Consider the following 24,694-nt stretch of genomic DNA (forward strand, 5'->3'; position numbering starts at 1 on the left):
TAACCAGCATCGCAATATTGAAAATAACTCGCACTGTATAATAAGCATACAAGCCAACTAAAAAATGACATATGTTTACAAAAATGTAACCCGCAAAATGCGCCTGACACCCGCACAAACATTGACTTAAGCGTCCTGAAAAGGGTATATAAGGTGGGATTTTTGATGTTTTAAACAAATTAAACATTAAATGAATAATATTTATTATAAGAAATGAACAATAAATCGGCCAAGATTGCCCAGATAAAAAGCACAACATCTTCTTGATGCAATGCTTAATCGCAATACTTTGCCTAAATTTGCAAACAATTATTCTGTGGTGCAACTTGTGCCGCAGCCAATCACAAGCTTTAAGGTGGAAAACTTAATGAGTGAAGTAAAAGCACCAGGAACGATGCTTGGGCATCCAAAAGGATTGTTCCTTCTCTTTACAACTGAATTGTGGGAACGATTCAGTTATTACGCAATGCGTGCCATATTGGTCCTTTATTTGGTTGATAAAGTTCAAACAGATGGTGGTAGTGGTTTAGGTTGGACGCCACAGGATGCATTATCTCTTTACGGAACCTTCACCGGTTTAGTCTATTTAACGCCGCTTATTGGTGGTTGGTTAGCAGATAATTACCTTGGCCAACGTAAATCTATTTATATTGGTGGTGCGTTAATGGCAATAGGGCAATTTACCCTTGCTGCGCCGCATAGCTGGTTTTCTGGTTTAGAAACCACTCTTTTCTATATTGGTTTAGGTACGTTGATATTGGGTAACGGACTGTTTAAACCTAACATCTCTACTATGGTTGGCGACTTGTATGAAGAAGGTGATCACCGTCGAGATGGTGCATTTACTATTTTTTACATGGGTATCAACGTTGGCGCCGCGCTATCGGGTATTATTGTAGCTTGGGCTTACACCACTTTTGGTCATACTGAAGTGGTTGCAGGACAAGAGGTATTTGTTAACAACTGGCAGGCTGGTTTCTTCTGTGCAGGTGTTGGTATGGTTGCATCGTTAATTATTCAATTCTTTTTTGCTCAAAGATTACTTGGCGATATAGGTACTGTTCCTGCTGCAAAACTCGAACGAGACAGGAATGCACTTAAGGGCCAAGTCCGCAGTGAGCCACTGACTAAAATTGAACGTGATCGCATAAAAGTGATCATGATTATGGGTTTATTTACCATTATCTTCTGGGCTGGTTTTGAACAAGCCGGTGGATTAATGAACCTATTCACCAATAACTTTACTGACCGTATGATTGGTAGCTGGGAAGTGCCTACCACTTACTTCCAATCACTGAATGCGATTTTCATCGTCATTTTTGCTCCAGTTATAGCCTCAATTTGGATACGTTTAGGTAAGAACGAACCCAATTCGCCCGTTAAGTTTGCCCTTGGTCTAGTGTTACTTGGCATTGGTTTCTTATTCATGATTGGTGCTGTTTTACAAATGGGCGGCGACGCTTCAATCAAATCAAGCATGTGGTGGTTAGTCGGCGCATATTTCTTCCATACTATGGGTGAACTATGTTTATCACCAATTGGTTTATCTATGGTCACTAAACTGGCTCCACTGCGTATAGCATCACTTATGATGGGCGCATGGTTCCTATTTATTGCTATTGCAAACAAAGTTGGCGGATTAGTTGGTTCACTCATTGGCCACGGTGGCAGCGTTGAAGATCAACTTGCCAATGCAATGTCAATCTTCGCGGGCATCGCAATTACAGCGGCGGTTTCAGGTATAATTTTATACTTCATGGCTGACAAGTTAGTAGATTGGATGCACGGTGCTGAAGGCCATAATGATTCTGAAGAAGAAGCATTAGCGGAAGAAATTGCCGTTACTGCTGAACACGAAGCGATTAAACGTTAATCACTTGCTAGTGAAGTTACTAAGGTAGCTTAATAGATAAGTAAATCATCATATTAATGATTTAGAAATGGGCCTTAGATGAAAATCTAAGGCCCATTTTATTTGTACATTCTTGATTGAATAATGATTACGATATAATGGTTAACTAGAATTTATTAACCTTCTCTCACCAACTCAATAGCTTATCTAATTGTACTTGCAGTGATGGGTGATATCCTGCCCTAGCCTTAGCGTATATTTGCTCAACTTCCTGTTTATACCCAGCAACCAATAACTCGCTATAAAGTGGTTTAACAAACTTAGCCCGCCCGACTGAGATGAGAAACGCCGATAAGGGTTCAAGCACGGGATCATAATGATTTCGAATAGCTGCCCTAAACCAATCACAAACAATTTCTGCATTTTTACTTTGACTAAATAAAAAGGTGTCATCTAAATCAAGTAACTGTTCTTGGCTGATAACCTGTGGCAACTGATTTAAAAAATATTGCCAATGATGAACCCGCCAGTCACTCACATTCAGCATTTTTGCTGGTTTTTTATGTTCAATTTCCATAAGCGCCAAATGTACTTTGTCTAAACTACTCGAAGAAGGAGGTACAAACCAATGAGGCAGTCCTTCACCATACACCCATTCTTTTAATTCAACTTCAGATAACTTATCTGGAAAATTGGGTAATACATGTTGCAGCATATAAGCCATAAAGACTTCAGTGGTAATGGCTTTGAAAGCAAAGTGAGTGACATATTGAAACAAAAAAGCATCAAAGGATTCACGGCCAAAACGCTGCTCTAGTTCATGGACAAACATTGATGCTTTATCGTAGGTAAAACGATTAAATGCCTGATTTGGATCTCGCGTTTGAACATTAGCAGGCAAGGTTTGATCTATCAAATCAACACACTGCATTTCAGCTTCTAAACGAGTGTATTCATTCACCCATTCTAAATCAGCTTGCTCTTTGCCATATACAGCTTCAACGATACGATTAGTAAAGTAGGTGGTAAATCCTTCGTTAAGCCACAGATCACGCCATGTTGCATTACTGACCAAGTTTCCAGTCCAAGAATGTGCCAGCTCATGTGCTACCGTAGACACTAAACTTTTATCACCCGCTATCAAGGTTGGGGTCATAAATGCCAGCATAGGATTTTCCATACCGCCAAAGGGGAAACTAGGTGGTAATACAATCATGTCGTACCTTTGCCACGCATAGGGGCCAAGTAATGACTCCGCTACCTTGATCATCGCTTCTGTATCTTCAAACTCTTTAACCGCACTTGCTAGCATTGCTGGTTCGGTATAAATACCGCTTCTGGGTCCTGTCGCTTCAAACGCTAAGTCCCCTACCGCTAAAGCCAGTAGATGAGTCGGTATGGGCTTATCCATCACAAAATGAAAAATACCATCTTTAGGCATCTGTGGATTATTAATCGCACTCATTACTGCTCGTAAACCATTATTAACTTTAATGGTGGCGTCGAACGTTACCCGTGCTTTAGGCGTATCTTGCAAGGGGATCCAGCTTCTAGCGTTAATAGGTTGTGATTGACTGAATAAATAGGGCTTTTGCTTACCTAAGGTTTGTTCCGGGGTTAACCATTGTAGACCTTGCGCTTGCGGGGACGTGGCGTAATGAACGGTTACGGCTCTAATTGATTGATTAATCTGTATCACCAACTTTTGCCCTAAGATATCCCCTACATCTACCAGCGAAAAGTCAAGTTGTTGCCCTTGTAAGTCACTCACACTTATCAAGGTTAAATCACGGCAATCTAAAATAAGTTGCCCATACTGACTAGATGACTCTTTAGTTAAATCAAAGTGTAAAGTGACCTGCCCGATAAGTTGCTTAGCACTAAAATCAACTTCTAGATTAAGTTCTAAATGAGAAACACAAACCATGTCAGTATTGGCACTTGAATGGTAATCATACTGATGATCCCATGATGAAGTTAAACTAGTGGTCACTTTAATATCCTTAATTGCAGTTTTAGTTTTGACTGTTAAGTTAAGTCAAATTAATCGCACCAAACATAACATTTAACAGGCTTCTTTAGTATCGCCCCTCTGAGCTTCGACAGGTTTATAGCCTTAAATTATGAGGGTAATAAAAATAATTAACTGCATTTGGAACTTTTATAAATAACGCCAGTCTGAATATATGAACCGAATTTTGTACACCCCAATTTATTGAAAGTTTGAGTCTGTAAATGATTTTGTTCATCATCATCTCCCCTCTCGATAGTGAGTTATCCTATCAACAGAATTGCACATTGCAGTTACAGCAACCTTAATAGGTTGCTTTTTTTTAACTATTTTTTGAGGTCGAAGCCGTCACCCGGTTTATGGATAATCTTTTTCTTGCACATTGATAAAGCGGATTTTATAACGCTGCGCTCATCAAACGATAGAAAAACATTTCTAACGCTAACCTTGAGTCCTTTTCATCAGAACAGAGCGGTCAGATAATACTCGGCACATTTTTGTTAGTTTTTTTATCTTTATTTGGAACTTTTATAAATAACGACAGTCTGAATATATGAACCGAATTTTATACACCCCAATTTATTGAAAGTTTGAGTCTGTAAATGATTTTGTTCATCATCATCTCCCCACTCGATAGTGAGTTATCCTATCAACAGAATTGCACATTGCAGTTACAGCAACCTTAATAGGTTGCTTTTTTTTGGCTGTTTTTTACCGATTGACTTGAAAAACACCGTAACGGCTAAGCTGCCACTATGTTTTAGTGCCATCATTTTTAACAGGCGTTTTATAGTAAAGTGCTTTCTAATAAGAAAGCGGCGAGCAATGTTAGTGGGAACAGTACTTAAGATAGTTAATTCAATTTTTTATCTTTATTTGAAACTTTTATAAATAACGCTAGTCTGAATATATGAACCGAATTTTATATACCTACTTTTACTGAACGTTTGAGCCTGTAAATGATTTTGTTCATCATCATCTCCCCACTCGATAGTGAGTTATCCTATCAACAGAATTGCACATTGCAGTTACAGCAACCTTAATAGGTTGCTTTTTTTTGCTTCCAAAATACAGCTGAACTCGAAACAAAAAAAAGACCTCACTATGGAGGTCTTTAATCGTGCAACTTAATTTAGTTTAAAGACGGATGCCGGCTTTCTCTAAATCTTTTGCTATTACTGTGCGAGGTAATGGTACATAACCATCTTTTTCAACAACTTGCTGACCTTGCTTAGATAATATGAAGCGAATGAACTCACGATCCATTGGCGATAAATCTTTGTTTGGGTGCTTGTTGATATAAACGTACAAGTAACGAGAAAGTGGGTAAGTCCCATTAGCAGCATTGGCAGCTGATGCGTCGATAAACTTATCGCCTTTCTTAGATACAGCTACAGCTTTTACACCCGCTGTTTTATAACCAATACCAGAGTAACCAATTGCGTTAAGACCTTGAGATACAGACTGTACGACAGATGCAGAACCTGGTTGCTCATTCACATTTGGACGGAAATCGCCTTTACATAATGCTTTTTCTTTAAAGTAGCCATAAGTACCAGATACTGAGTTACGGCCGTATAATTGGACATCTTTTGCTGTCCAGTTACCGTCTAGGCCTAAGTCACCCCAACGTTCAACTTGCTTACCACCACACTTGTTTGTTGAAGAGAAAATGCTATCGATTTGCTCGATGCTTAATCCTTTAATTGGGTTATCTTTATGCACAAACACAGCTAAAGCATCAATTGCAACACGAATAGCTGTTGGTTGGTAACCGAAATGCTTTTCAAATGACTCAACTTCATTAGGCTTCATTTTACGGCTCATTGGACCGAACTGTGAAGTTCCTTCAGTTAATGCTGGAGGCGCTGTAGAAGAGCCAGCTGCTTGAATTTGGATATTAACATTAGGATATATATGCTTAAACTCTTCTGCCCATAACGTCATCATATTCGCTAACGTATCAGAACCAACAGAAGACAAGTTACCAGAAACACCACTTGTTTTTTCATACATAGGTAACGTTTCATCAATTGCAGCCATAGATGCTGCCGAGAACACACCAGCGGCTGTTAGGGTAATTGCGCCGACAAGTTTTTTCAGTTTCATTGTATTGCTCCAAATTAAGCGTGCTAAGTTTTTATAACGCAGTCAGTATCAACTCCAATGATGACAAGTCTATGACTATAATGTGACAGTTAGGTGACAGGTGAAATATATTTGCTGATTTAACATCATTATTGAAATAGTTAAGTCACAAAAATGAAAATGCCGTCATTATGACGGCATTCAAATATCAAACAGTTAGTTTTTCCTATCAATTAAATGGGTAGGAACGATAAAGCTAAAAGTACTGCCTTTACCAAGCTCACTCAATACTGTCAATTCACTGTGATGATGACTTAATGCATGCTTCACAATTGCCAAACCTAAGCCACTGCCACCCGTCTTACTGGAGCGAGCGTTATCTACCCGGTAAAAACGCTCAGTTAAACGATTAATATGTTGAGGAGCGATACCCACTCCGGTATCTGTTACCGAAAACTTTGCACCACTGGCAACACTTTGCCATGTTATGGAGACTTTCCCTCCTGGTGAGGTATAGCGAATCGCATTTGATATTAAATTAGAGCATGCACTTCTAAGCTGCTGCTCTTGGCCATGAACATTTAATCCCGGTTCGCAGAAAAATACCAGTTCATATTGCTCTGCTGCTAATGCTTGGGCTTCAGTTTTAAGCTGGCTAAACATGCTATCCATATTGACAGTGTGAGACAGATCAATACTGGCTCCAGCCTCAATACGCGACAGTGCCAGTAGTTGCTCTACCATAGATTGCATTCGGCTCGTTTGCTGCTGCATCATATTAAGCGGTTTTTGATTTGGTGAGTTATCGTCTTCCATGGTTTGCATTATCTCTAAATACCCCTGTAATACTGTCAGCGGGGTTTTTAGCTCATGGGATACGTTAGCCACAAAGTCTTTACGCATGCTTTCTAATTGATGAATGCGGGTAATATCGCGCGCCATTAATAATAACTGACGATCACCATAGGGCATTAGCCGAATTTCTAGCAGACGTCTTTCTGATACAGGCGATGGGATCTCTAAAGGTTCACTGAAATTATGTTTACGCAAGTAAGCTGAAAAATCAGGATGACGAATGAGGTTATCAATTCGCTGGCCATTATCTTGTGGCCACACAAAACCTAATATTAATTGAGCCAGTTTGTTACACCATAAAATATTGTGCTCTGAATCTAGCACCACAGCAGCATCGGGTAGTGCTTCAGCACCTTGTCTGAAGCGTCCAAGTAATGATGCTAGCTGACCCACTCGACGGCGGTTTTTTCCTTGAAGCCGATAAATACCATTAAAAATACCCTCCCAGCTCCCCCGCCCCTGCGGTGGCGTAAGCTTTTTATCTTTCCATAACCAATGGCTTAACCTAGACAACTGACGGTAATGCCAGAACAGTAGTACTGCAGAACCAAGAAGTATTGTTAACATTATGTTGTCAACAATCCAGCCCACCAGCACTAATAGTAGTACCATCACCCCAAGGCGAAAAAGCAAGCGAAAGCCAGAATAAGAGTTCAATATACGTTACCTAAATCGCAGTATGGCAGTTAAATTATTCATTAATGATAACTTAACTGCCATACAGTGTGACTTTACATTTGAGCAGCTAGACTAGCATTTTTTGCCACTACAAACATAGTGATATGAATATTCAAATAGTGAATATTCACTACATCCTTGTTGAAAATCGGTAACCGGCTCCACGAACCGTTTGGATTAGCTTATCGTGTCCGCCTTGCTCTATCGCTTTACGTAAACGTCGAATATGCACATCAACGGTACGATCTTCAACATAAACGTTTGTTCCCCAAACGTTATCAAGCAATTGTTCGCGGCTATAAACACGTTCTGGGTGTGTCATAAAAAAATGTAACAACCTAAATTCAGTAGGTCCCATATCGAGTACCCCATCACCAGCTGAAACACGATGACTAACAGGGTCTAATTGTAAACCTTGTACGTCTATTGTTTCCTCAAGTCTTGTTGGCGCACTGCGTCTTAATACCGCCTTAATACGTGCAACAAGTTCTTTGGGGGAAAAGGGTTTAGTGATGTAATCATCTGCCCCTACTTCTAAGCCTTTAACCTTATCTTCCTCTTCGCCACGGGCGGTCAGCATGATAATAGGGATTTGACGGGTAAACTCATCTTGCTTTAACCGTTTGGCTAATTGAATACCACTGCCTCCAGGGAACATCCAATCCAATAAAATTAAGTCTGGATAAGGTTCCGCTAATAACGCAATGGCGGAATCAAAATCTTCAGCTGCAGCGGTTGTAAACCCGTGTTGGTCCATCACAAATGTCAGCATCTCACGGATGGCTGATTCATCTTCTACAATTAAAATCCTTGCTGTCATATTCGCTTCTATCAGTAATTTGCCACGATGACCATTATTGGTCAGTTTTGTTACAGAATTATGATCTTGAAGATATTTAACCATATTCCTTGATAAACAGCTTCAAAATGCTTGGCCTAATTACATTTCAAAACTGATCTAATAACATTTTATACCACAAAGCAAAAAGGAGCCGAAGCTCCTTTTTTCATCTAAATATTAAGCTTAAAACTTATGCTCTAAACCTAAACCAAAATATGAGTCATCAACATCACCAGAGTCATACATTGCATTAGTGGTATAGTAAGCAAATAATTTAGTTGGCTTAGCCAATGTGTAATCTGCACCCACTGACATTGAGTCGCCTTTATTATCCATGTCTTGGTATTGTGCTTTTAAGGTCACTGCATCTATGTCATATGCAGCACTTAATAAGTAACCATTATCTGTTACGCCAGAGTTCAGCTTTTCTTGTTGCTGATACATACCGCCTAACACTAATCCAGCAATTTTACCTTGTACCGTAGCACGTGCAGTATCATAACCTTTTACTTCAGAATCATAAGCTATTGCAGCATAAAATGGCGTTGCCTTTAAGCCTGAATCACCATATGTTGCAGCCATACTCACGCCTGTGTTTTCGCCTTGCTCCGCATCGCCGTCAGCAACATACGTTAAGCCGAACTGGAAATCACTAAACATTGGTGTCATATATGTCGCGGTTTGTGCCATACGGTTTTCACCTTTAAACACATTTTTTACATCGCCAACTAAGTCATTAAACTGATCTACTTTGCCCTGTGATATTTTCAAGACGGTATCATTACGACCCACAGACACAAGACCAAAATTACCCTGTAAACCAACAAACTGGTTACGCGCTTTAAAGTTTTCTTTTGCGACATCACCCGTGTCAACTTCATACTCAATAGTATAGAAAGCTTCAAGGTCATTGCCTAAGTCAAAATTACCTTTCACGCCAAAACGTGAAGCATTACTTTGAATCGTTGTTTCTGTCTCACCGGCTACATCGTTAGATTGTGCTGATACATTTAACTTACCATAAACTTGTAATGGGTCTGCGGCGTATGCTGTTGATGCTGTTGCAGCTGTTACAGCGCAAGCCAGTAGAGTTTTAGCAAATAAGTTCATCATTTCATCCTTTCAACGTTTCTAATCATATGTGTTTACAGCTTGGGAACGAGCCGAAGTTTGCCTTGCTAATGTTGCAGAAATATTTCAGTCATTCAGAAAAAACTTTAAAATATGCATAATTCACAAAACAAAATCTACTTAAATATTGAATTTAAAGAATAAAAATACAATTAGTTGCTTTGTGACATTTTTATGAATTCTGTCATATGAATCAATAGGCCGATTTAAAAGGCCTGTTTACCCAACCAATCAGATGCCGTAAACTGCTTGGCCAACTATTTATTAAATAATGAGTGTCTCTTTATGTGGTTTAAAAATCTCACCTTGTACCGTTTCAATAAACCGTTTTCCACCGACACCGAAGCGTTAGAAAAAGCCTTAGCAGATTTCACCTTTTCACCTTGTGGTAGCCAAGACATCAGTAAATTCGGTTTTTCAAATGCGCTGGGTAAAAAAGGTCAAGCTTTAGTCCATAGCGCAGAAAATCGTCACCTTATTTGCGTCACTAAAGAAGATAAAATATTACCTGGTCAGGTCATTAAAGAAGCACTTGATGAAAAAGTGGCTTTAATTGAAGATGCAGAAAACCGCACTGTGACTAAAAAAGAAAAAGATGCGATGAAGGATGACATCACAACCACATTACTGCCAAGAGCGTTCACTCGTCGTAGCCAAACCCGTGCGCTTATTTTGCCAGAACTGGAAATGATTTTAGTTGATAGCTCAAGTGCAACCAAAGCTGAAGAAATGTTAGCTTTATTGCGTAAAGCTTTAGGCAGTTTACCTATTATTCCACTCAGTTATGTCAAGCCTATTGAGCAAACCTTGACTGAATGGTTACAAGCGGGTGAAGCACCACAACCTTTTGAAATGCAAGATGAAGCTGAGTTAAAATCTGAATCAGATGAAGGTGGCATTGTGCGCTTTAAACAGCAGGTTCTTCAGGAAGATGAAGTATTGGCACATTTAGCAACCGGTAAACAAGTGCACAAACTCGCGCTACATTTTGCTCAGTCTGTCGCATTTGTGATGCAGTCTGATGCGAGCGTGAAACGGATTAAATTCTCTGAAGAGTTTAGAGCCGGTAACGACGAAGTCGGTAATGAGGATCCTATGGCGCGTTTGGATGCAGATTTTGCATTAATGGGCAGTGAACTTATCGCCTTTGTTCAAGCATTACATGGTGCATTTGGCCCAATGGAACAAAGTATTTAAGCTGTCACAATATCAATAAATATCTTACTTTTTTAATAAGTGAAAGGAGTGGTAATGAAGCTATATGGAAGTTATACCTCACCGTTTGTCCGCCACTGCAGAATTGCATTGATGGAGTCTGGTCAAGATTTCGAATTTATCGAAACGGACCAAGCCAGTAGTGCGTTACTCTCGCCGACTCAACGGGTACCATTCCTACAACATGGTGATACTTTTTTAACCGATTCAAGTGCGATTTTATTTTATATCAGGCAGCAAGCTGGACAGCCATACTTAGGCACTCCAGCTGAACTCGATCTGTTTTGTATGGTCAATACCGCTTTAGACAGCACAGTTAATTTGTTCTTTTTAGAGAAAGATGGCGTTGATATCAACTCAGTCGCATATACCCAACGTCAAGCGGCTAGAATTGACTCAAGTCTTGCACAGTTTGAGCTACTCACCTTAAGCGATAGCGCCCCCTATACCGACCCAGAGCTGCGTTTAGCGTGTTACTTAGACTGGGGGGTATTCCGTAATCGTATCAATATAGACAAGTGCTCTAATCTAAAAGGTTTTCTCAGTGGTATAGCAAAATATGCACCTTTTGCTAACACCAAACCACCGCAATAAAGGTTAATAAAATGCCCATCAACTTGATGGGCATTTTATTGCCTGGTTAAGCTACTTATCAGCCTTTATATATTCACCTTTAGTATCAAATGGCCAATCTACGCCTAACCATGCTTTGAAAAAGGCTTTATGCTCGGCAGTCACTTTTTCAACAGGGGATATTGTTAGCTCACCTTTTGGTTGTTCGGCTAAAGTAAGACTGCGTTTTACCAGTTGATCATTATTAAATATCGTCAACTCAATAATGTCGCCAGGGTTAAAATCCGCTAACCGTTTATCCCAACTTGATGCACTCACTTTAAGCCCGTTTACCGCAACAATTTGATCCCCTGCATTAATGCCAGCTTGCCATGCAGGGCCCTCTCGGGTCACAAATAAAATCGTTAAATCATCATATAGACCAGTTAGGGTTAAACCTGCATTCACTTCGGTTTTAGCCTCTTTACCGTATCCAAGTTGAAGACCAGCTTGTAATAACATGGCGTCAAAGTCCAAGGTGACGGGTGAGGTAACATTTTTACTCCACCACGCTTGATAATCTTTTCCTGATAAACCTTTGAGAATATTTTTAATGTCGCTGACGTTATAGCCCATCGGTACTTTAAAATCTTGATAAAGCTTTCTGTGCACATCACGAAATGAATGCTTCAACTCAGTTTGTGCAAGTAAATCAAAATCTAATGATAATGATGTCATGTAACCTTCAGCGTATATATTCACACTGTGATTAACGGCATAGTCACCCCAGGTACTGCTCCATTGACCTAAACTGGCTTCAGCAATCGATTGAATCTCACGGCCTGGATTATGTTGATTATTGACAATGCGTTTACTGAGATCATCAAAAAACTCTTCGGCGGTAATAATACCAGCACGCAATAACAACTGATGTTGGAAATAACTGGTTGCCCCCTCTGCAATCCACAACAGTTCAGTCATATTTTCCGACTGATAATCGTAAGGCACTAATCCCTGAGGACGATAAGCTTTAACGTTCCAGCTATGAATAAACTCATGTGAAGCGGTACTGATAAAACGTAAGTAATCACTACGTTCTCGAAAACTAAAACGCGGCAATTGAATAACAGTTGAGTTTAAATGCTCAGTTGCCCCGCTTACTCCACTGGTGGCGTGTACCATATAAACGTAACGTTCAAACGGATAATCATCCCAAATAACACTCGCCTGATGACTTATTTTTTCTAAATCGGTAATAATTTGTTTAGTGTCATAATTACCCTCGCCCCAAAACACAACCTCATATTCCCGTCCATCGGCTGTAAAACTAAAATGCTGATTAATACCCGTTTCTATTGGAGAGTCAACTAACACATCGTAGTTATCAGCGACAAAGGAGTGGGCTTTTTTACCACTTTCCATGCCTGAGTAACTGCGCCACTCTTTTGGCACAGACAAATTAACTTTTACCGCCTCGTCACGAAATACTGGGCTATACATAAAGATACCACTGGCATCTAAATAAGCATGGCTGCGATCAATATGACGTAATCGATCGCCAAGTTCATTAGCATAAATTTGATATTGAACTGTTACACTTGAGGGTTTATGTAACTTTACCTGCCATTCGCCACTCGCCGTTCGATGCCAATCTAATGCTTTCCCTTCACTATCTGTGGCTTTAAATAATCTCACCCCATCGGCAACGGGTAATACTTGATATCGACCGGTACGCCACACTGGCAAATTAATAGTCAGAGAGCTTGTATCTGTTTGCGGAAAAGTCACCGCCACTTTGGCTAAATGATGCTGTGGCTGCGTTAAATCTATTTGATATTCAACATCGGCTAACGCTGGCGTCGCCCAACTGGCGACAAAAATAGCACTACTTAACATTATTGCTAAAGAGGTAGGTTTCACTGTGGCATCCTTCTGGTATGATTCTATTATTGTTTTTATCTTGATTTAGTTTTGCATTATCTTAAAAATTATAACAACCTATTGCTAGAGTCTCAGCAATAAACAACATCTGTTTACATATTATTACTCATTGTGAGTTTCCGACGGTTGTCGGCTTATCAAGGAAGGTTTAGATTTTATGCGGCATATCATCATTTGGTGTTCACTGGTATTCATTATTTTGTCTGCATCAGCTAATGCCACTGATCTTGAATTACAGGAAATTACTTTTCGCGAAACACCACAAGAACTTTACCTTGAACTCAGATCCAGTACTCAGTTTCCATTAGAGTTTAGCAATAAGAGTCAATTTGATCTGATTGCCAAAAAGCTTGATATGTCACCCGATGATTTGATCCAACAATTAATATTGCTGGCTAGGCTTAACCTTGAATCAAATGTGAACTCAGATACAAAAAATGAGGATGCTCTCACTCTCATAAAGCAATTAAGAATAGTGGCAACCACAACGTTAGATAAAGCAGTAATTATTATGTTAAACGGGCGGTTAAGCGCGCGAGAAACCCAAGATTATACTTATGCAATAAGCCAATATAACGATGCATTGAATAAGGTAAGCTCTGACTTATCACTGCAAGCCACCTTATTTAGATTTTCAATTCATGAGCACTTAAGTGGCTTATATAGAATGGTTTTACAACCATCACCTAACCTAACTCACTTAAACCGTTATCGAGAAATAGCTTATCAACTGCGTAATGACTATTTCATTGCACTGGCAGAATTAGAGCTAGGGCGTTATTACAATAGAAGAAGTGAACCGGCAAAGTCATTACAATATTATACAGAGGCTTTTCGTGTGGGTAACCGCATTAACTACCCAGGGATTAAAGCGCACGCCCAACTCAATTTAGCCCGTACTTATCGCGATTTAGAACAGTGGGATGAAGCGCTCAAACACGCCCATGATGCAACTACAAGTTTCCAGACTTTTGACCAAGGTTCATATACGGCAGAAGCCTTGACCGTGATTGCGATGATTTACGCAGGCAAGAAAGAATGGAACAAAGCAATTGACTATTATCTTAATGCACAACAAGTTAACGAACGACTTGGTAATGAAATAGGTCAAGGTTTAAACAGCCACAATATTGCTGAGGCCTATTTAAACCTTAACAATGGGCCAGCAGCATTGGCTGCGATAGCCAAAGCTAATAGCATTTTCATCGCTAAAAATGTTACTCATTACTTAGTTTATAATGAAGCCTTGTACACAGAAATTCTGATTAAACTAGCAATGTGGCCAGAAGCCATTGAACATGCAAAGAAGTCACTCGTCCTAGCGACAGAAAAAAACTTAACAGATCAAAAGTTAGAAGCATTAAAATACCTATCAATGTCTTACCGAAAAGTGGGTGACTTAAATGCTGCCATAGACATTGTTGATGAAATTATTGAATTATCCAACGGAATAAACGCAGTAGAAGAAGATAATTCTGAGAGTTCGGGGCTCACTGAGCAAAAATTAAAATTCGATTTAAGCCTATTGCAAACAAAAGTTAACGAACAAAAGACTGCCCTTAATGACAGTCAGTTGATGACTATTTTATTACTCTGCAGCGCTATTGTCATTGTCATTGTATTGTTAGTGACCATAAGCCGTTCTCAGAAAATTATTCGAGCGCAACGAGAATATAAACAACAATACCTATTAGAGCCCATAAGCCAACTAAATGGATTTAGAGCCTGTATTCTACGTTTACAAAATGACAAACAATCTGAGATATCCACTTTTGCTTTACTTAAAATAGAAGCACTGACTCATAGCGATACCCAAATGGGTTTAACTGAATCAGCTAAAATTATTCAGTCGTTTATTAATGAATTAAGCCAGTTATTAACCGCAGATATCTACGTTATCAAGCCGGGACAATTTGCTTGTTGCTTTAATCATGCAATTAACGCGCAGGATTTATTGTCAACGATTGAAGGTTATGTCGCTAAAACCACACTTTTTAACCCCATAATACCCAGCTTTAACAGAGAAAAAAAATTATCGCGAATTTATATCGGTCATATTAATATGCCATTACTGGCCAACCCTGATATATCAGTATCTGCAGAACTGCATTTTGAGACCGCGCAATATGCTATTGCAGCAGCAATGACTCAAACCGAAAATACCTATGTATCAATCAAGACCCTTAACTTCGCTCCAGCTACTATTTTTAGTGTGCCACTCTATCTTAACCTCACACAAGCATTGAAAAGAGGGATAATCAAAGCTGACAGTAATCAGATCATTACTGAAGAATCTTGGCCAAGTTAAATATTGCACAATTATTCAGCGAACATTAGTAATCATCATCTTTTGTGCTGATTTTAGATACCCGTCTACAACGCTTTGTTATAACATTGCTACACTATAGATATAGTCGAGCGTCGTTATGTTAGATATTACCCAATTAATCTAAATTTTAGTTATCTGTGTAATTGACAATATATAGTCATTATCTTTTTTATTAGTTGAATTTAGCGGAAGCAACAAGGCATTTTATGAAAGATTCTGAGATAGCGGTATCACAAATAGCGCTAATGAAACAAAAACTTCATGCTGCCCGAACAGCTTTAGAGGATATTAATAAAGATCGTAATGATAAGCTTAAAACCTTGATCCAGTTTATTGGCCATTTAAGCTTGGCCTGTAAAGGACAGAATCTGGAACTTGATAATAAATTAGCCAAATTACGTCATCAATTACATGATTACGAGCAAATTGACGAGGCACTACCTGAATTAGTTGATATTGAAAGAATTTTGAAAGGTCAATATCACCATACTATGACTCAGCTTGAAGAAAGCAGATTAGGTCTAGCTAGAGTGATAAGGCAGATTCAACGAGTCAATTCAGCACCCGATAAAGTCAAAAAAGAAATCAATTATTTCAAGCAAGATCTCGCGAAACCTTTTCACACCGTATGGGAATACATCCCCAAAGTTGAAAAGCTTATTGGCTTTTACGAAGAAATTTTACAGCAACAATTTACCGGTGCAGACAATTACGACATATTACCGCAGCACATTCAACTTGCGCGAGAGCTGGCAGTAAAGATATCTGAAATAGAGTTTCGTAAAGATCAACGCGACCAAATCCTGGTAATGAAAGAAGTATTATTGGGCGATATTAGTTTAAATACTCTACTTGAATCGTATCAAACTATCCTAAGCTTATTATTAGATAATATTGCCAGAGAGAAATCAGCTTCCCAGGACTTTCTATACGCATTAAATGATGCTTTAACCGTTGTTCGTGATGTCGTCAATAATTCGCAAAACAACAATGAACGAAGCCATCAACTTAAGCAGCAGTTAAATAAAGAGATTAATTTAAGGGTTAATAATGCCGACGGTATTATCACTGAAGTCGATGACTTTAGTGATTTAAAGACGCAGCTAACAGTGCAGTTATCATCCCTTCGTGATGTGTTATCACGCAAAGAAGCGCTTGAGCAACGTGAACAAACAATATTACGTAAGTCTATTGAAGCCATGCGTAAAGAGCTTAATAGTATTACCCAAGAAGCAAATTGTTATAAAGAAAAACTATTTGAACACCAAAAACTTAATCTTCTTGACCCACTGACTCAACTGGCAAATAGAACCGCCCTTGAGGATAGAATGGATCAAGAATATCGAAATCATGTTCGATTTAAGACACCTTTGTGGATTGCGGTAACCGATATTGACCATTTTAAATCGGTAAATGATAATTTTGGCCACAGTACGGGTGATAAAACACTGCAAGTAATTGCTATGGCTCTTAAAAACTCATTACGCGACAGTGAATTTGTGGCAAGGTACGGTGGTGAAGAGTTTGTGCTGTTACTGCCTGACGTTACCGAAGAGCATATTTCAGCATTACTTAACCGCGTAAGAGAAAAAGTAAAAAATATTCCATTTAAATTTAAAAATCAGAGAATTACAGTTACATTATCTATCGGTGCTGCGCAAGTGATGGACAATGAAACCATCGAAGAAGCTTTTGAAAGAGCAGATACGGCACTCTATAAAGCGAAAAATAATGGCAGAGACAGAGTCGTAATAGACATATAAGCAGCACCGCAGCTTAAGTGTCTTTACACTTAGGTCTAAAGGAGTTGCTTATGATTATACGGATTAGCCCTCGAGGCAGTTTGGATCAACTTTCACAGTTGGAAGTTGATCGACTAAAACAAGGCGCCAAAAGCGACCTTTATCAATTGTACCGCAGCTGCTCATTAGCTGTGTTATCTTCAGGCCTTGTCAGTGATGACGCTGAAGCGCTTTTCGATAGATTCGACACCTTCAATATCAATGTACTTCAACGTGAACGTGGTATTAAGCTTGAATTGATCAACCCTCCCGAGCAAGCTTTTGTCGACGGTGAAATAATTACCGGTATTCAAGAACACTTATTTGCTGTGCTGCGTGACATCATTTATATCACCAATAAATACGATAACCTCAAACACATCAACTTAACCAATGCGAGTCACATTACCAATGTTGTTTTCGATATATTGAGAAATGCGCGCGCGATCTCGCCAATGAAGGACCCCAATGTTGTCGTATGCTGGGGTGGACACAGTATTAATGCCGTCGAATATCAATATACTCGCGACGTAGGATACCAGTTAGGGCTTAGGCAACTTGATATTTGTACTGGCTGTGGCCCTGGTGCAATGGAAGGTCCGATGAAAGGCGCGGCAATTGGTCATGCAAAACAAAGGGTTAAAAATGCTCGTTATATTGGTTTAACCGAACCCAGTATTATTGCCGCAGAGCCTCCTAATCAAATCGTGAATGAACTGGTCATTTTGCCCGACATAGAAAAACGCCTTGAAGCCTTTGTGCGCATTGGTCATGGGATTATTATATTCCCAGGTGGTGCGGGCACTGCTGAAGAGCTACTGTACTTTTTAGGTATTTTATTGAATATAGAAAACGCTGACACTCCTTTTCCATTAGTGCTTACTGGCCCTAAGGAAAGTGCGCAATATTTTGAAGAAATTGATAAATTTATTGGTGCCACCCTTGGCGAAGAAGCCCAGAATAAGTATCAAATTATTATTGATGACCCTGTCAAGGTTGCTCAAATAATGAAACAAGGTATGGCGGAAGTGAAAACCTATCGCAAAACAAAAGGCGATGCTTATCAGTATCAGTGGTCTTTAAAAATTGAACCAGAATTTCAATTACCCTTTGATCCCAGCCATGAAGTTATGGCAAATTTAAATCTATACTTTCAAAGTAATAAAGCTGAGCTTGCCGCTAATTTACGTAAGGCATTTTCAGGCATTGTGGCTGGCAATGTGAAAGGCGAAACCATCAAGCGCATTAAGGAGCACGGCAAGTTCCATATTAAAGGCGACCCTAAGTTAATGGAGATGATGGACAAGTTACTTAATGCATTTGTAGAACAACAGCGAATGAAACTTCCTGGCAGCGCTTATGAGCCTTGCTATAAAATCATTACATAAAATAATAATATGAATAAATTACTCATTATTGATGGTCTTAACCTGGTTCGGCGTATACATGCGGTGTTACCAGACGAGACTGATATTGACAGTGTTAAGGCGCGCACTTTGGCAGCTTGTCATAAAATGTTACAACACCACCAACCTTCCCATGTAATTGCCGTCTGGGACGGCGAACAAGAGTCTTGGCGTAAAAAGCTTTATCCCGATTACAAAAAAGGTCGAAAGCCGATGCCTGAAGCCTTACATAAAGGGTTAAAGGAAATTAAATCGGCACTGGCCGCAGAGCATATCTATTCATTAGATTCTACATCAGAAGCTGATGATGTCATCGCCACATTAGCCCTTAAAATTACCGATAATCAGGGCCAGGCAATTATTGCCTCTACCGATAAAGGCTTTAGCCAGTTACCGCAAAATCAACTGACATTGTGGGATCACTTTAATCAAAAAGCATTTGATTTAATTGAACATGAACGCAAACTTGGTGTAGTACACAGTCAATTTTTGGACTTTATTGCCCTTGCAGGCGACAGCGGCAATAAAATCCCCGGCATTGCAGGTATCGGTCCCAAATCAGCGGCAGACTTACTGAATAAATTTCGCACCTTAGCTAATATCTATCGTTCACTGGAAAATCTTGGCCCCAAACAGGCACAAAAACTTGCAGAAGGAAAAGACATAGCACGTATTAGTTACAAATTGGCCCAGCTGCAATGTGACATTCCACTCAATATCAACTTAAAACAATTTAGATATCAAGCTGGGATATCGACACCATAGGTTACAAAATTAGCCGTTACAAAAACATTAGAATCCATTAAGTTAAATAATATTGTAACTCAACACTAAAATATATTCGGGCCTATAAATGAAAGCTAAAGCTACTTACGTTATCGGTGGGGTTTTTATCGCATACCTCTTTTTTGTCGCTGTTGTGATGTTTGTTTACGAACCACAGCCAGAAGATAGGGAGTGGGATGACAGGCAAGCTTATAATAACCAGAAAATGAGTGAACTCAGCTTTGGACAACCACGGGAAGACATTATAAAGATATTTGGCAGCGCGGATTTTGTTGAGGCTAAAACGGCTATAGATGGTCAATATCAACTGTTATTTTATCGCACCCACCATGTGCAATCAGATGGCATTACCACTCGCGATGAATGCACACCGCTGTTGTTTAAAAATAATATCTTAATAGCTTGGGGAACCGAAACACTCCAACAATATTTAGCTAGCACTATTTTTGCTGATAACAGTATTCAGGCTCACTAGTTTAATCCTGCACTTATGCCGCGGCTCATCAATATTGAGCCGTGAGCCGCAATCAGTTAAATAACCGATATTTTTCCCGCAAAACTAGGTCTTTAGCGCGATTCTATTTATAAGATTGACTCACTTTTTTGTATCCTTAATATTCAAATCTTATATTAAGTCAAATAAAGGATTACTTATCCGGGATGATAACTGTTGAAGACAGAATGGTTGGTAAGGCCAGATGATGTAGTACTTCCTCTTAAATGTATTATCATTTTTCAATAAGTCATTTTTATCGCCGAACTCAACAGCATTATCGCAGCCAATCAGAGATTCTAGTGTTATGCACTGAGATGAAAATGTTTTCCAATAAAAATGCAGGCCGCTAGTGCCTGCATATTCTAGTCAACTTAGCATCTTATTAGTCTGCTGAGTACTCTTGATAAGCTTCACCTTTTTCAAGCCATAATGGCGCTGGCTTACCGAGTAAGTAATGATCAAAGTATTGACGCATTTTGATGGTGTAATCCAGCTTGTTAGGGTACTTCTTCAAATGATGTGGTTCCCCTTCATACTGAAGAAATACCACATCCTTACCTGCACGGCGCATGGCTAAATACATTTCAACACCTTGCTCCCAAGGTACAGCATCGTCAATATCACCAAACATAATCATCATAGGTGTTTGAATGCGTTCAACATAAAATACCGGTGAGTTTTCAATGTATTTCTGTGGCGCTTTATATAAACTTTCAGCCATTCTACTTTGGCCGGCCTCATACTGAAATTGACGTGCAAGTCCGCTACCATGTCGAATTCCACTGTAGGCGCTGGTCATATTCGATACCGGCGCCCCTGCTACTGCTGCGGCAAACATATTAGTTTGAGTAACAGCATAAGCCGTTTGATAACCGCTCCATGAATGTCCATGCAGGCCGATTTTTTTAGGATCAGCTACACCCATTTCAACTATTTTTTGTACACCAGAGGTTAATGCTTTTACCGCCGAGATACCTGGATAGCCAATTTCAAAACGAATATCGGGTAAGAAAATCGCATAACCATTATCGGTATACCAAGCAAAATTAGGTCTATGGTTAATTTTCATATCAGGAAACGCGTGTAAACGATCGCTCATAAAGCGGTAATAATAGACCATAACAGGATAGGTTTTTCCTGCCTGGTAATTACTTGGTTTAATCAACACGCCATCAATAGACTCACCATCTGCGCCGGTCCATTGCACCAGTTCTGCATGACCCCAAGAAAACCCTTGGCGCTGCTTGTCTAATTGAGTAAGCGCTTTAGCATTGCTTAGGGAGTCTAGCGTTGCAGTATAAATATCTGGATATAAATCAAAACGCTGGGTTGAAAATAATACCTGCTCGCTCTGCTTAGCTCTGGCTAGCACGGTTAATTTACTTTTACTATTGGTGAGTTTTTTTACCCCTGCAGTACCTATTTTTGCTTGGTAAAACTCATCCTCTTTATTACGATGACTGTAACCTTGTAATAGCACCATTTGATCTTGCTTAAGCGTAGCAGGCTGTTTATCTTCAACTAACCCTTTAACACGAAATTCAATACCTTGCTTTCGCCCTTCTCCATTAGATAACATAAAACCATTATGAGACTTGGTATTGAACTGCCATGCATCATATTTATCATAGGCAATAAAGCCTGAACTATCGGCTAACCATGGACCAAAACCATAGCCTGGAGCTTGGCTCGGATAATCATGGTCTTCATCGGAAAATGGTGCATGGTATTGGCCACTCAAGTTATAACTTACCGCTTGAGCAATATCGTAAATATAAATATTTCCCTGCTGATAATAGCGAAGGTATTGAGCATTAGGTGATAATGTCGGAATAGCATCGCTAGGTTGTTGTGCTAATACCAAAATCTTTCGACCCGTGTTCACATCCACCAAATACACATCTTGATAAAAACCGGCCCAGGTAATCATTTTCTGGTAAGGCACATCTGATGTTGCCACTAAATAACGCTGTTGCTCACCATAATTTATGGTTGGCACAGTTTTATCGGCTAATTGAACCATATGATCTGCTTCAATATGATAAACCGCTAAATAAGTACGCTTTAGCTCATCTTGATATTCTTTCACTTCATGGGGCTTAATTTTGGGGTCATCGCCATGCCAAACCCGTAGATTTTTATTGTCAGTAATGACACCTTGATCAAATAATGATTGCTCGTCGGTGTATTTTACCCGCGCTGTAGGGGCAATAATTTGCGGTACTCTACCAACAAATAACCGCTCATTATCACGGGAAAACATCACGCTAGCATGTTGATTCAACGTCCACCCATCACTACTAGGTTGACGTTTCTTACCTGACTTTATATCAATAAGATGTAATTTATATTCACGACTATCACGCTTACTGGCCAGTTTTCCCGCCGTAAATCCAACAAAGCGACCATCGTTGCTTAAAGCCAGCTCGCCTATTTGCTCATTTATCGCACTATATATATTACGCTGTACTTGATCTTTTAAGTTAACTAACGTGACATTATGTTGATTATTATCATGATCATTAACCGCCGCGACAAAATGAATTCCTGACTCATCAAATGCGTATTGAGTCACATTAGTGAGTTGAATTTCTTTTTGAGTCGTTAAATGGATTAAGGTTAACGAGGTGCCTTTATCGGCAACATCAAGTTTGAGCTTTTTCTTCGAATCTGATTGCTCGGTATTATCTTCTGCTGGCTTACTGTCTGAGGCAGGTTTTTCTTCTTTAAACCAAATAGCTAAATACTGGCCATTATCATTAAAATGCGCCGACTTAACATTTTCAAATGTCTGTTGTGTGTTTGTCTTAGTGTTAAGTAATACTATATTTTGGGTTAATTCTGCTTTCTTTTTAGTTTCTTTATCTAGCAAACTTGCTGGAATAGTCGCGATAACAAATTGACCATTAGGTGTCACTTCAGGCTGAGTACCATTAGTGATTTCAAAACTCTTGCTGCCATCAGTCGATTTAACAATAACATCACTCTCACCTCTGTCAGGCTGAGCCTCAACTGCCATTATGCTACCATCATCAGCTAATACCGGTTGCTGTAAGGTTTTAAAGTGCATAATGTCGGTCAGAGTTAATGGTTCTGCTGATATCAGGCTCGATGAGAGCGACAAAGCCACCACAGCGTAAATGGACAAATAAGATAATTTCACAATCTTCCTCTTTTATAATTATGGGGTATTAATAACAACTAACACCCAATTCGAAGTATTTACTGTTCAGTGCTCATTTGTAATTAGTCACCGGCTGCCACATAAGTATCGCTACTTTCATTATGCGACTATGGTCGTCTAGTAAATAACCGCAATAAATGAACAATATATCCTGCTTTAATAGCGTTAACTCTTGCTGAAAAAGGCAGGCTGACTTATCGATTTGTTAAGTTTTAGTTGAATCGGTCATTTATTGAATTATTTTAATCCAAAATGACTTTAAATGACCTTTAAAATGTCATTTCACTCTCAGTTTTGTGTAAATAAAGATGTTAAATCGTTAAAATAGCTCACCGAAACATTGCGTTTCGATCTTAGTGCCACCGCTTAGTGTAAGCCGTATTTAAATCACCTTGCTTAGGCGGTCAATATTAATGCGCTGTATTCATTGCAGTCACATCTCAGGTGTAAGGACTTCTCATGTCAAAACGTACAATAACTGTAATTCCAGGTGATGGGATTGGCCCAAGCATTATCGATTCTGCATTAAAAATTCTTGATAAGGCTGGTTGTAATTTTGAATATGAATTTGCCGATGCTGGTCTAGCTGCGTTAGAAAAACACGGAGAGCTAATACCGCAACGTACCTTAGACTTAATTGAAAAAAACCGCATTACTTTAAAGGGCCCGTTAACCACTCCTGTTGGTGAAGGTTTTACTTCAATTAATGTTAGTTTACGTAAAAAGTTCAGCTTGTATGCAAATGTTCGCCCAGTAAACTCATTTAAGGGCACTCAGGCCCGTTATGAAAATATTGATATTATTACGGTGCGAGAAAATACCGAAGGCATGTACTCAGGTTTTGGCCAAAAAGTATCAGACGACGGTGAAACGGCTGAAGCAACCAGTATTATTACTCGCAAAGGTGCTGAGCAAATTGTGACATTTGCCTATGAATTAGCCCGTAAAGAAAATCGTAAAAAAGTCACTATTGTGCATAAAGCCAATATCATGAAATCAACCTCAGGTTTGTTTTTGAAAGTGGCGAGAGAAGTCAGCTTACGTTATCCTGATTTGATTACTGAAGAAATGATTGTTGATGCCACTTGCATGAAGCTGGTAATGAACCCAGAAAACTTTGATGTAATAGTCACAACCAACTTATTCGGCGATATCTTATCTGATTTGTGTGCTGGGCTTGTCGGTGGTTTAGGCATGGCTCCGGGGGCAAATATTGGTCGCGACGCCGCAATCTTTGAAGCGGTACATGGCAGTGCACCAGATATTGCGGGTAAAAACTTAGCTAATCCAACATCCGTTATTTTAGCCTCAATTCAAATGCTGGAATATTTGGGCATGTCTGATAAAGCGGTTATGATCCGTAATGCGGTAGCTGCAGTGATTGAAGAAGGCGACCGTACTACCCGTGACTTAGGGGGCACTTATGGCACTACTGATTTCACTCAAGCAGTATTAGAACGACTAGATTAGCTTTTGCTGTTGAGCACAAAAACCTACAAAAAAGCCCTAATTTCGATTAGGGCTTTTTGTTTTATATAAATCTAACAC

At 39.4% G+C, this 24,694-nt stretch carries 16 protein-coding genes; 9 read left to right on the forward strand and 7 right to left on the reverse strand.

The features are described from left to right. The first annotated feature begins 367 nt into the window (after nt 1–367). Nucleotides 368–1,873 (forward strand): peptide MFS transporter, encoded by a 1,506-nt coding sequence (locus ACRWQL_RS03860; protein WP_434952457.1) that lies wholly within the window; start codon nt 368–370, stop codon nt 1,871–1,873. A 166-nt stretch (nt 1,874–2,039) separates the two neighbouring features. Here the strand turns inward: ACRWQL_RS03860 and ACRWQL_RS03865 are convergent, their stop codons facing one another. The 5 genes from ACRWQL_RS03865 to ACRWQL_RS03885 form a co-directional block, all read right to left on the reverse strand. Then, on the reverse strand, nt 2,040–3,779 hold the full coding sequence (locus ACRWQL_RS03865) for a M1 family metallopeptidase (protein ID WP_434953327.1): 1,740 nt from the start codon (nt 3,777–3,779) through the stop codon (nt 2,040–2,042). A gap of 1,221 nt (nt 3,780–5,000) precedes the next feature. Then, the gene (locus ACRWQL_RS03870) at nt 5,001–5,972 is read right to left on the reverse strand and encodes a PstS family phosphate ABC transporter substrate-binding protein (RefSeq protein WP_434928782.1); all 972 of its coding nucleotides are present in this window, start codon (nt 5,970–5,972) and stop codon (nt 5,001–5,003) included. Nucleotides 5,973–6,167: 195 nt separating this feature from the next. After that, complete coding sequence (gene phoR, locus ACRWQL_RS03875) at nt 6,168–7,466, reverse strand: phosphate regulon sensor histidine kinase PhoR (protein WP_434953328.1); 1,299 nt, start codon at nt 7,464–7,466, stop codon at nt 6,168–6,170. Nucleotides 7,467–7,614: 148 nt separating this feature from the next. Next, nucleotides 7,615–8,304, reverse strand: coding sequence for a phosphate regulon transcriptional regulator PhoB (phoB, locus tag ACRWQL_RS03880; RefSeq protein WP_226415983.1), 690 nt, complete (start codon nt 8,302–8,304; stop codon nt 7,615–7,617). Between the two features lie 204 nt (nt 8,305–8,508). Next, the gene (locus tag ACRWQL_RS03885; protein ID WP_434952458.1) at nt 8,509–9,438 is read right to left on the reverse strand and encodes a porin; all 930 of its coding nucleotides are present in this window, start codon (nt 9,436–9,438) and stop codon (nt 8,509–8,511) included. Nucleotides 9,439–9,741: 303 nt separating this feature from the next. Here ACRWQL_RS03885 and rdgC point away from each other — a divergent pair, with 303 nt between their 5' ends. Continuing rightward, nucleotides 9,742–10,653 carry a recombination-associated protein RdgC gene (gene rdgC, locus ACRWQL_RS03890; RefSeq protein WP_434930111.1) on the forward strand — a complete coding sequence of 304 codons (912 nt, stop codon included), beginning with the start codon at nt 9,742–9,744 and terminating at the stop codon, nt 10,651–10,653. A gap of 54 nt (nt 10,654–10,707) precedes the next feature. After that, nucleotides 10,708–11,265, forward strand: coding sequence for a glutathione S-transferase N-terminal domain-containing protein (locus ACRWQL_RS03895; protein ID WP_434952459.1), 558 nt, complete (start codon nt 10,708–10,710; stop codon nt 11,263–11,265). 51 nt (nt 11,266–11,316) lie between these two features. Here the strand turns inward: ACRWQL_RS03895 and ACRWQL_RS03900 are convergent, their stop codons facing one another. Further along, on the reverse strand, nt 11,317–13,143 hold the full coding sequence (locus tag ACRWQL_RS03900) for a M61 family metallopeptidase (RefSeq protein WP_434952460.1): 1,827 nt from the start codon (nt 13,141–13,143) through the stop codon (nt 11,317–11,319). A 178-nt stretch (nt 13,144–13,321) separates the two neighbouring features. Between ACRWQL_RS03900 and ACRWQL_RS03905 the strand changes: the two genes are divergently transcribed. The 5 genes from ACRWQL_RS03905 (at nt 13,322) to ACRWQL_RS03925 (ending at nt 19,941) form a co-directional block, all read left to right on the forward strand. After that, complete coding sequence (locus tag ACRWQL_RS03905; RefSeq protein ID WP_434952461.1) at nt 13,322–15,472, forward strand: tetratricopeptide repeat protein; 2,151 nt, start codon at nt 13,322–13,324, stop codon at nt 15,470–15,472. Between the two features lie 227 nt (nt 15,473–15,699). Further along, a complete protein-coding gene (locus ACRWQL_RS03910) occupies nt 15,700–17,256 on the forward strand; it encodes a GGDEF domain-containing protein (RefSeq protein ID WP_434952462.1) in 1,557 nt (518 codons plus the stop codon). 50 nt (nt 17,257–17,306) lie between these two features. Then, nucleotides 17,307–18,662: a nucleotide 5'-monophosphate nucleosidase PpnN gene (gene ppnN, locus ACRWQL_RS03915; protein WP_434952463.1), complete on the forward strand. Its 1,356-nt coding sequence runs from the start codon at nt 17,307–17,309 to the stop codon at nt 18,660–18,662. A 9-nt stretch (nt 18,663–18,671) separates the two neighbouring features. Continuing rightward, the gene (gene xni, locus ACRWQL_RS03920; protein WP_434952464.1) at nt 18,672–19,445 is read left to right on the forward strand and encodes a flap endonuclease Xni; all 774 of its coding nucleotides are present in this window, start codon (nt 18,672–18,674) and stop codon (nt 19,443–19,445) included. Between the two features lie 88 nt (nt 19,446–19,533). Further along, a complete protein-coding gene (locus ACRWQL_RS03925) occupies nt 19,534–19,941 on the forward strand; it encodes a DUF3192 domain-containing protein (protein ID WP_434928773.1) in 408 nt (135 codons plus the stop codon). Between the two features lie 403 nt (nt 19,942–20,344). Here the strand turns inward: ACRWQL_RS03925 and ACRWQL_RS03930 are convergent, their stop codons facing one another. Next, nucleotides 20,345–23,125, reverse strand: coding sequence for an alpha/beta hydrolase family protein (locus ACRWQL_RS03930; RefSeq protein WP_434952465.1), 2,781 nt, complete (start codon nt 23,123–23,125; stop codon nt 20,345–20,347). 480 nt (nt 23,126–23,605) lie between these two features. Between ACRWQL_RS03930 and ACRWQL_RS03935 the strand changes: the two genes are divergently transcribed. After that, nucleotides 23,606–24,616 (forward strand): isocitrate dehydrogenase, encoded by a 1,011-nt coding sequence (locus ACRWQL_RS03935; RefSeq protein WP_434940423.1) that lies wholly within the window; start codon nt 23,606–23,608, stop codon nt 24,614–24,616. Nucleotides 24,617–24,694: the final 78 nt, after the last annotated feature.

It is taken from the genome of Shewanella sp. HL-SH4 (assembly GCF_051164845.1).
GTDB lineage: Bacteria > Pseudomonadota > Gammaproteobacteria > Enterobacterales > Shewanellaceae > Shewanella > Shewanella glacialimarina.

Excerpts from the sequence above, each read along its gene's own strand:
- ACRWQL_RS03895 (WP_434952459.1), top strand. The coding sequence starts at position 10,708 with ATGAAGCTATATGGAAGTTATACCTCACCGTTTGTCCGCCACTGCAGA.
- ACRWQL_RS03885 (WP_434952458.1), bottom strand. The coding sequence starts at position 9,438 with ATGATGAACTTATTTGCTAAAACTCTACTGGCTTGCGCTGTAACAGCT.
- phoB (WP_226415983.1), bottom strand. The coding sequence starts at position 8,304 with ATGACAGCAAGGATTTTAATTGTAGAAGATGAATCAGCCATCCGTGAG.
- ACRWQL_RS03860 (WP_434952457.1), top strand. The coding sequence starts at position 368 with ATGAGTGAAGTAAAAGCACCAGGAACGATGCTTGGGCATCCAAAAGGA.
- ACRWQL_RS03870 (WP_434928782.1), bottom strand. The coding sequence starts at position 5,972 with ATGAAACTGAAAAAACTTGTCGGCGCAATTACCCTAACAGCCGCTGGT.
- xni (WP_434952464.1), top strand. The coding sequence starts at position 18,672 with ATGAATAAATTACTCATTATTGATGGTCTTAACCTGGTTCGGCGTATA.
- ACRWQL_RS03865 (WP_434953327.1), bottom strand. The coding sequence starts at position 3,779 with ATGGTTTGTGTTTCTCATTTAGAACTTAATCTAGAAGTTGATTTTAGT.
- ACRWQL_RS03935 (WP_434940423.1), top strand. The coding sequence starts at position 23,606 with ATGTCAAAACGTACAATAACTGTAATTCCAGGTGATGGGATTGGCCCA.
- rdgC (WP_434930111.1), top strand. The coding sequence starts at position 9,742 with ATGTGGTTTAAAAATCTCACCTTGTACCGTTTCAATAAACCGTTTTCC.
- ACRWQL_RS03910 (WP_434952462.1), top strand. The coding sequence starts at position 15,700 with ATGAAAGATTCTGAGATAGCGGTATCACAAATAGCGCTAATGAAACAA.
- ACRWQL_RS03925 (WP_434928773.1), top strand. The coding sequence starts at position 19,534 with ATGAAAGCTAAAGCTACTTACGTTATCGGTGGGGTTTTTATCGCATAC.
- ACRWQL_RS03905 (WP_434952461.1), top strand. The coding sequence starts at position 13,322 with ATGCGGCATATCATCATTTGGTGTTCACTGGTATTCATTATTTTGTCT.
- ppnN (WP_434952463.1), top strand. The coding sequence starts at position 17,307 with ATGATTATACGGATTAGCCCTCGAGGCAGTTTGGATCAACTTTCACAG.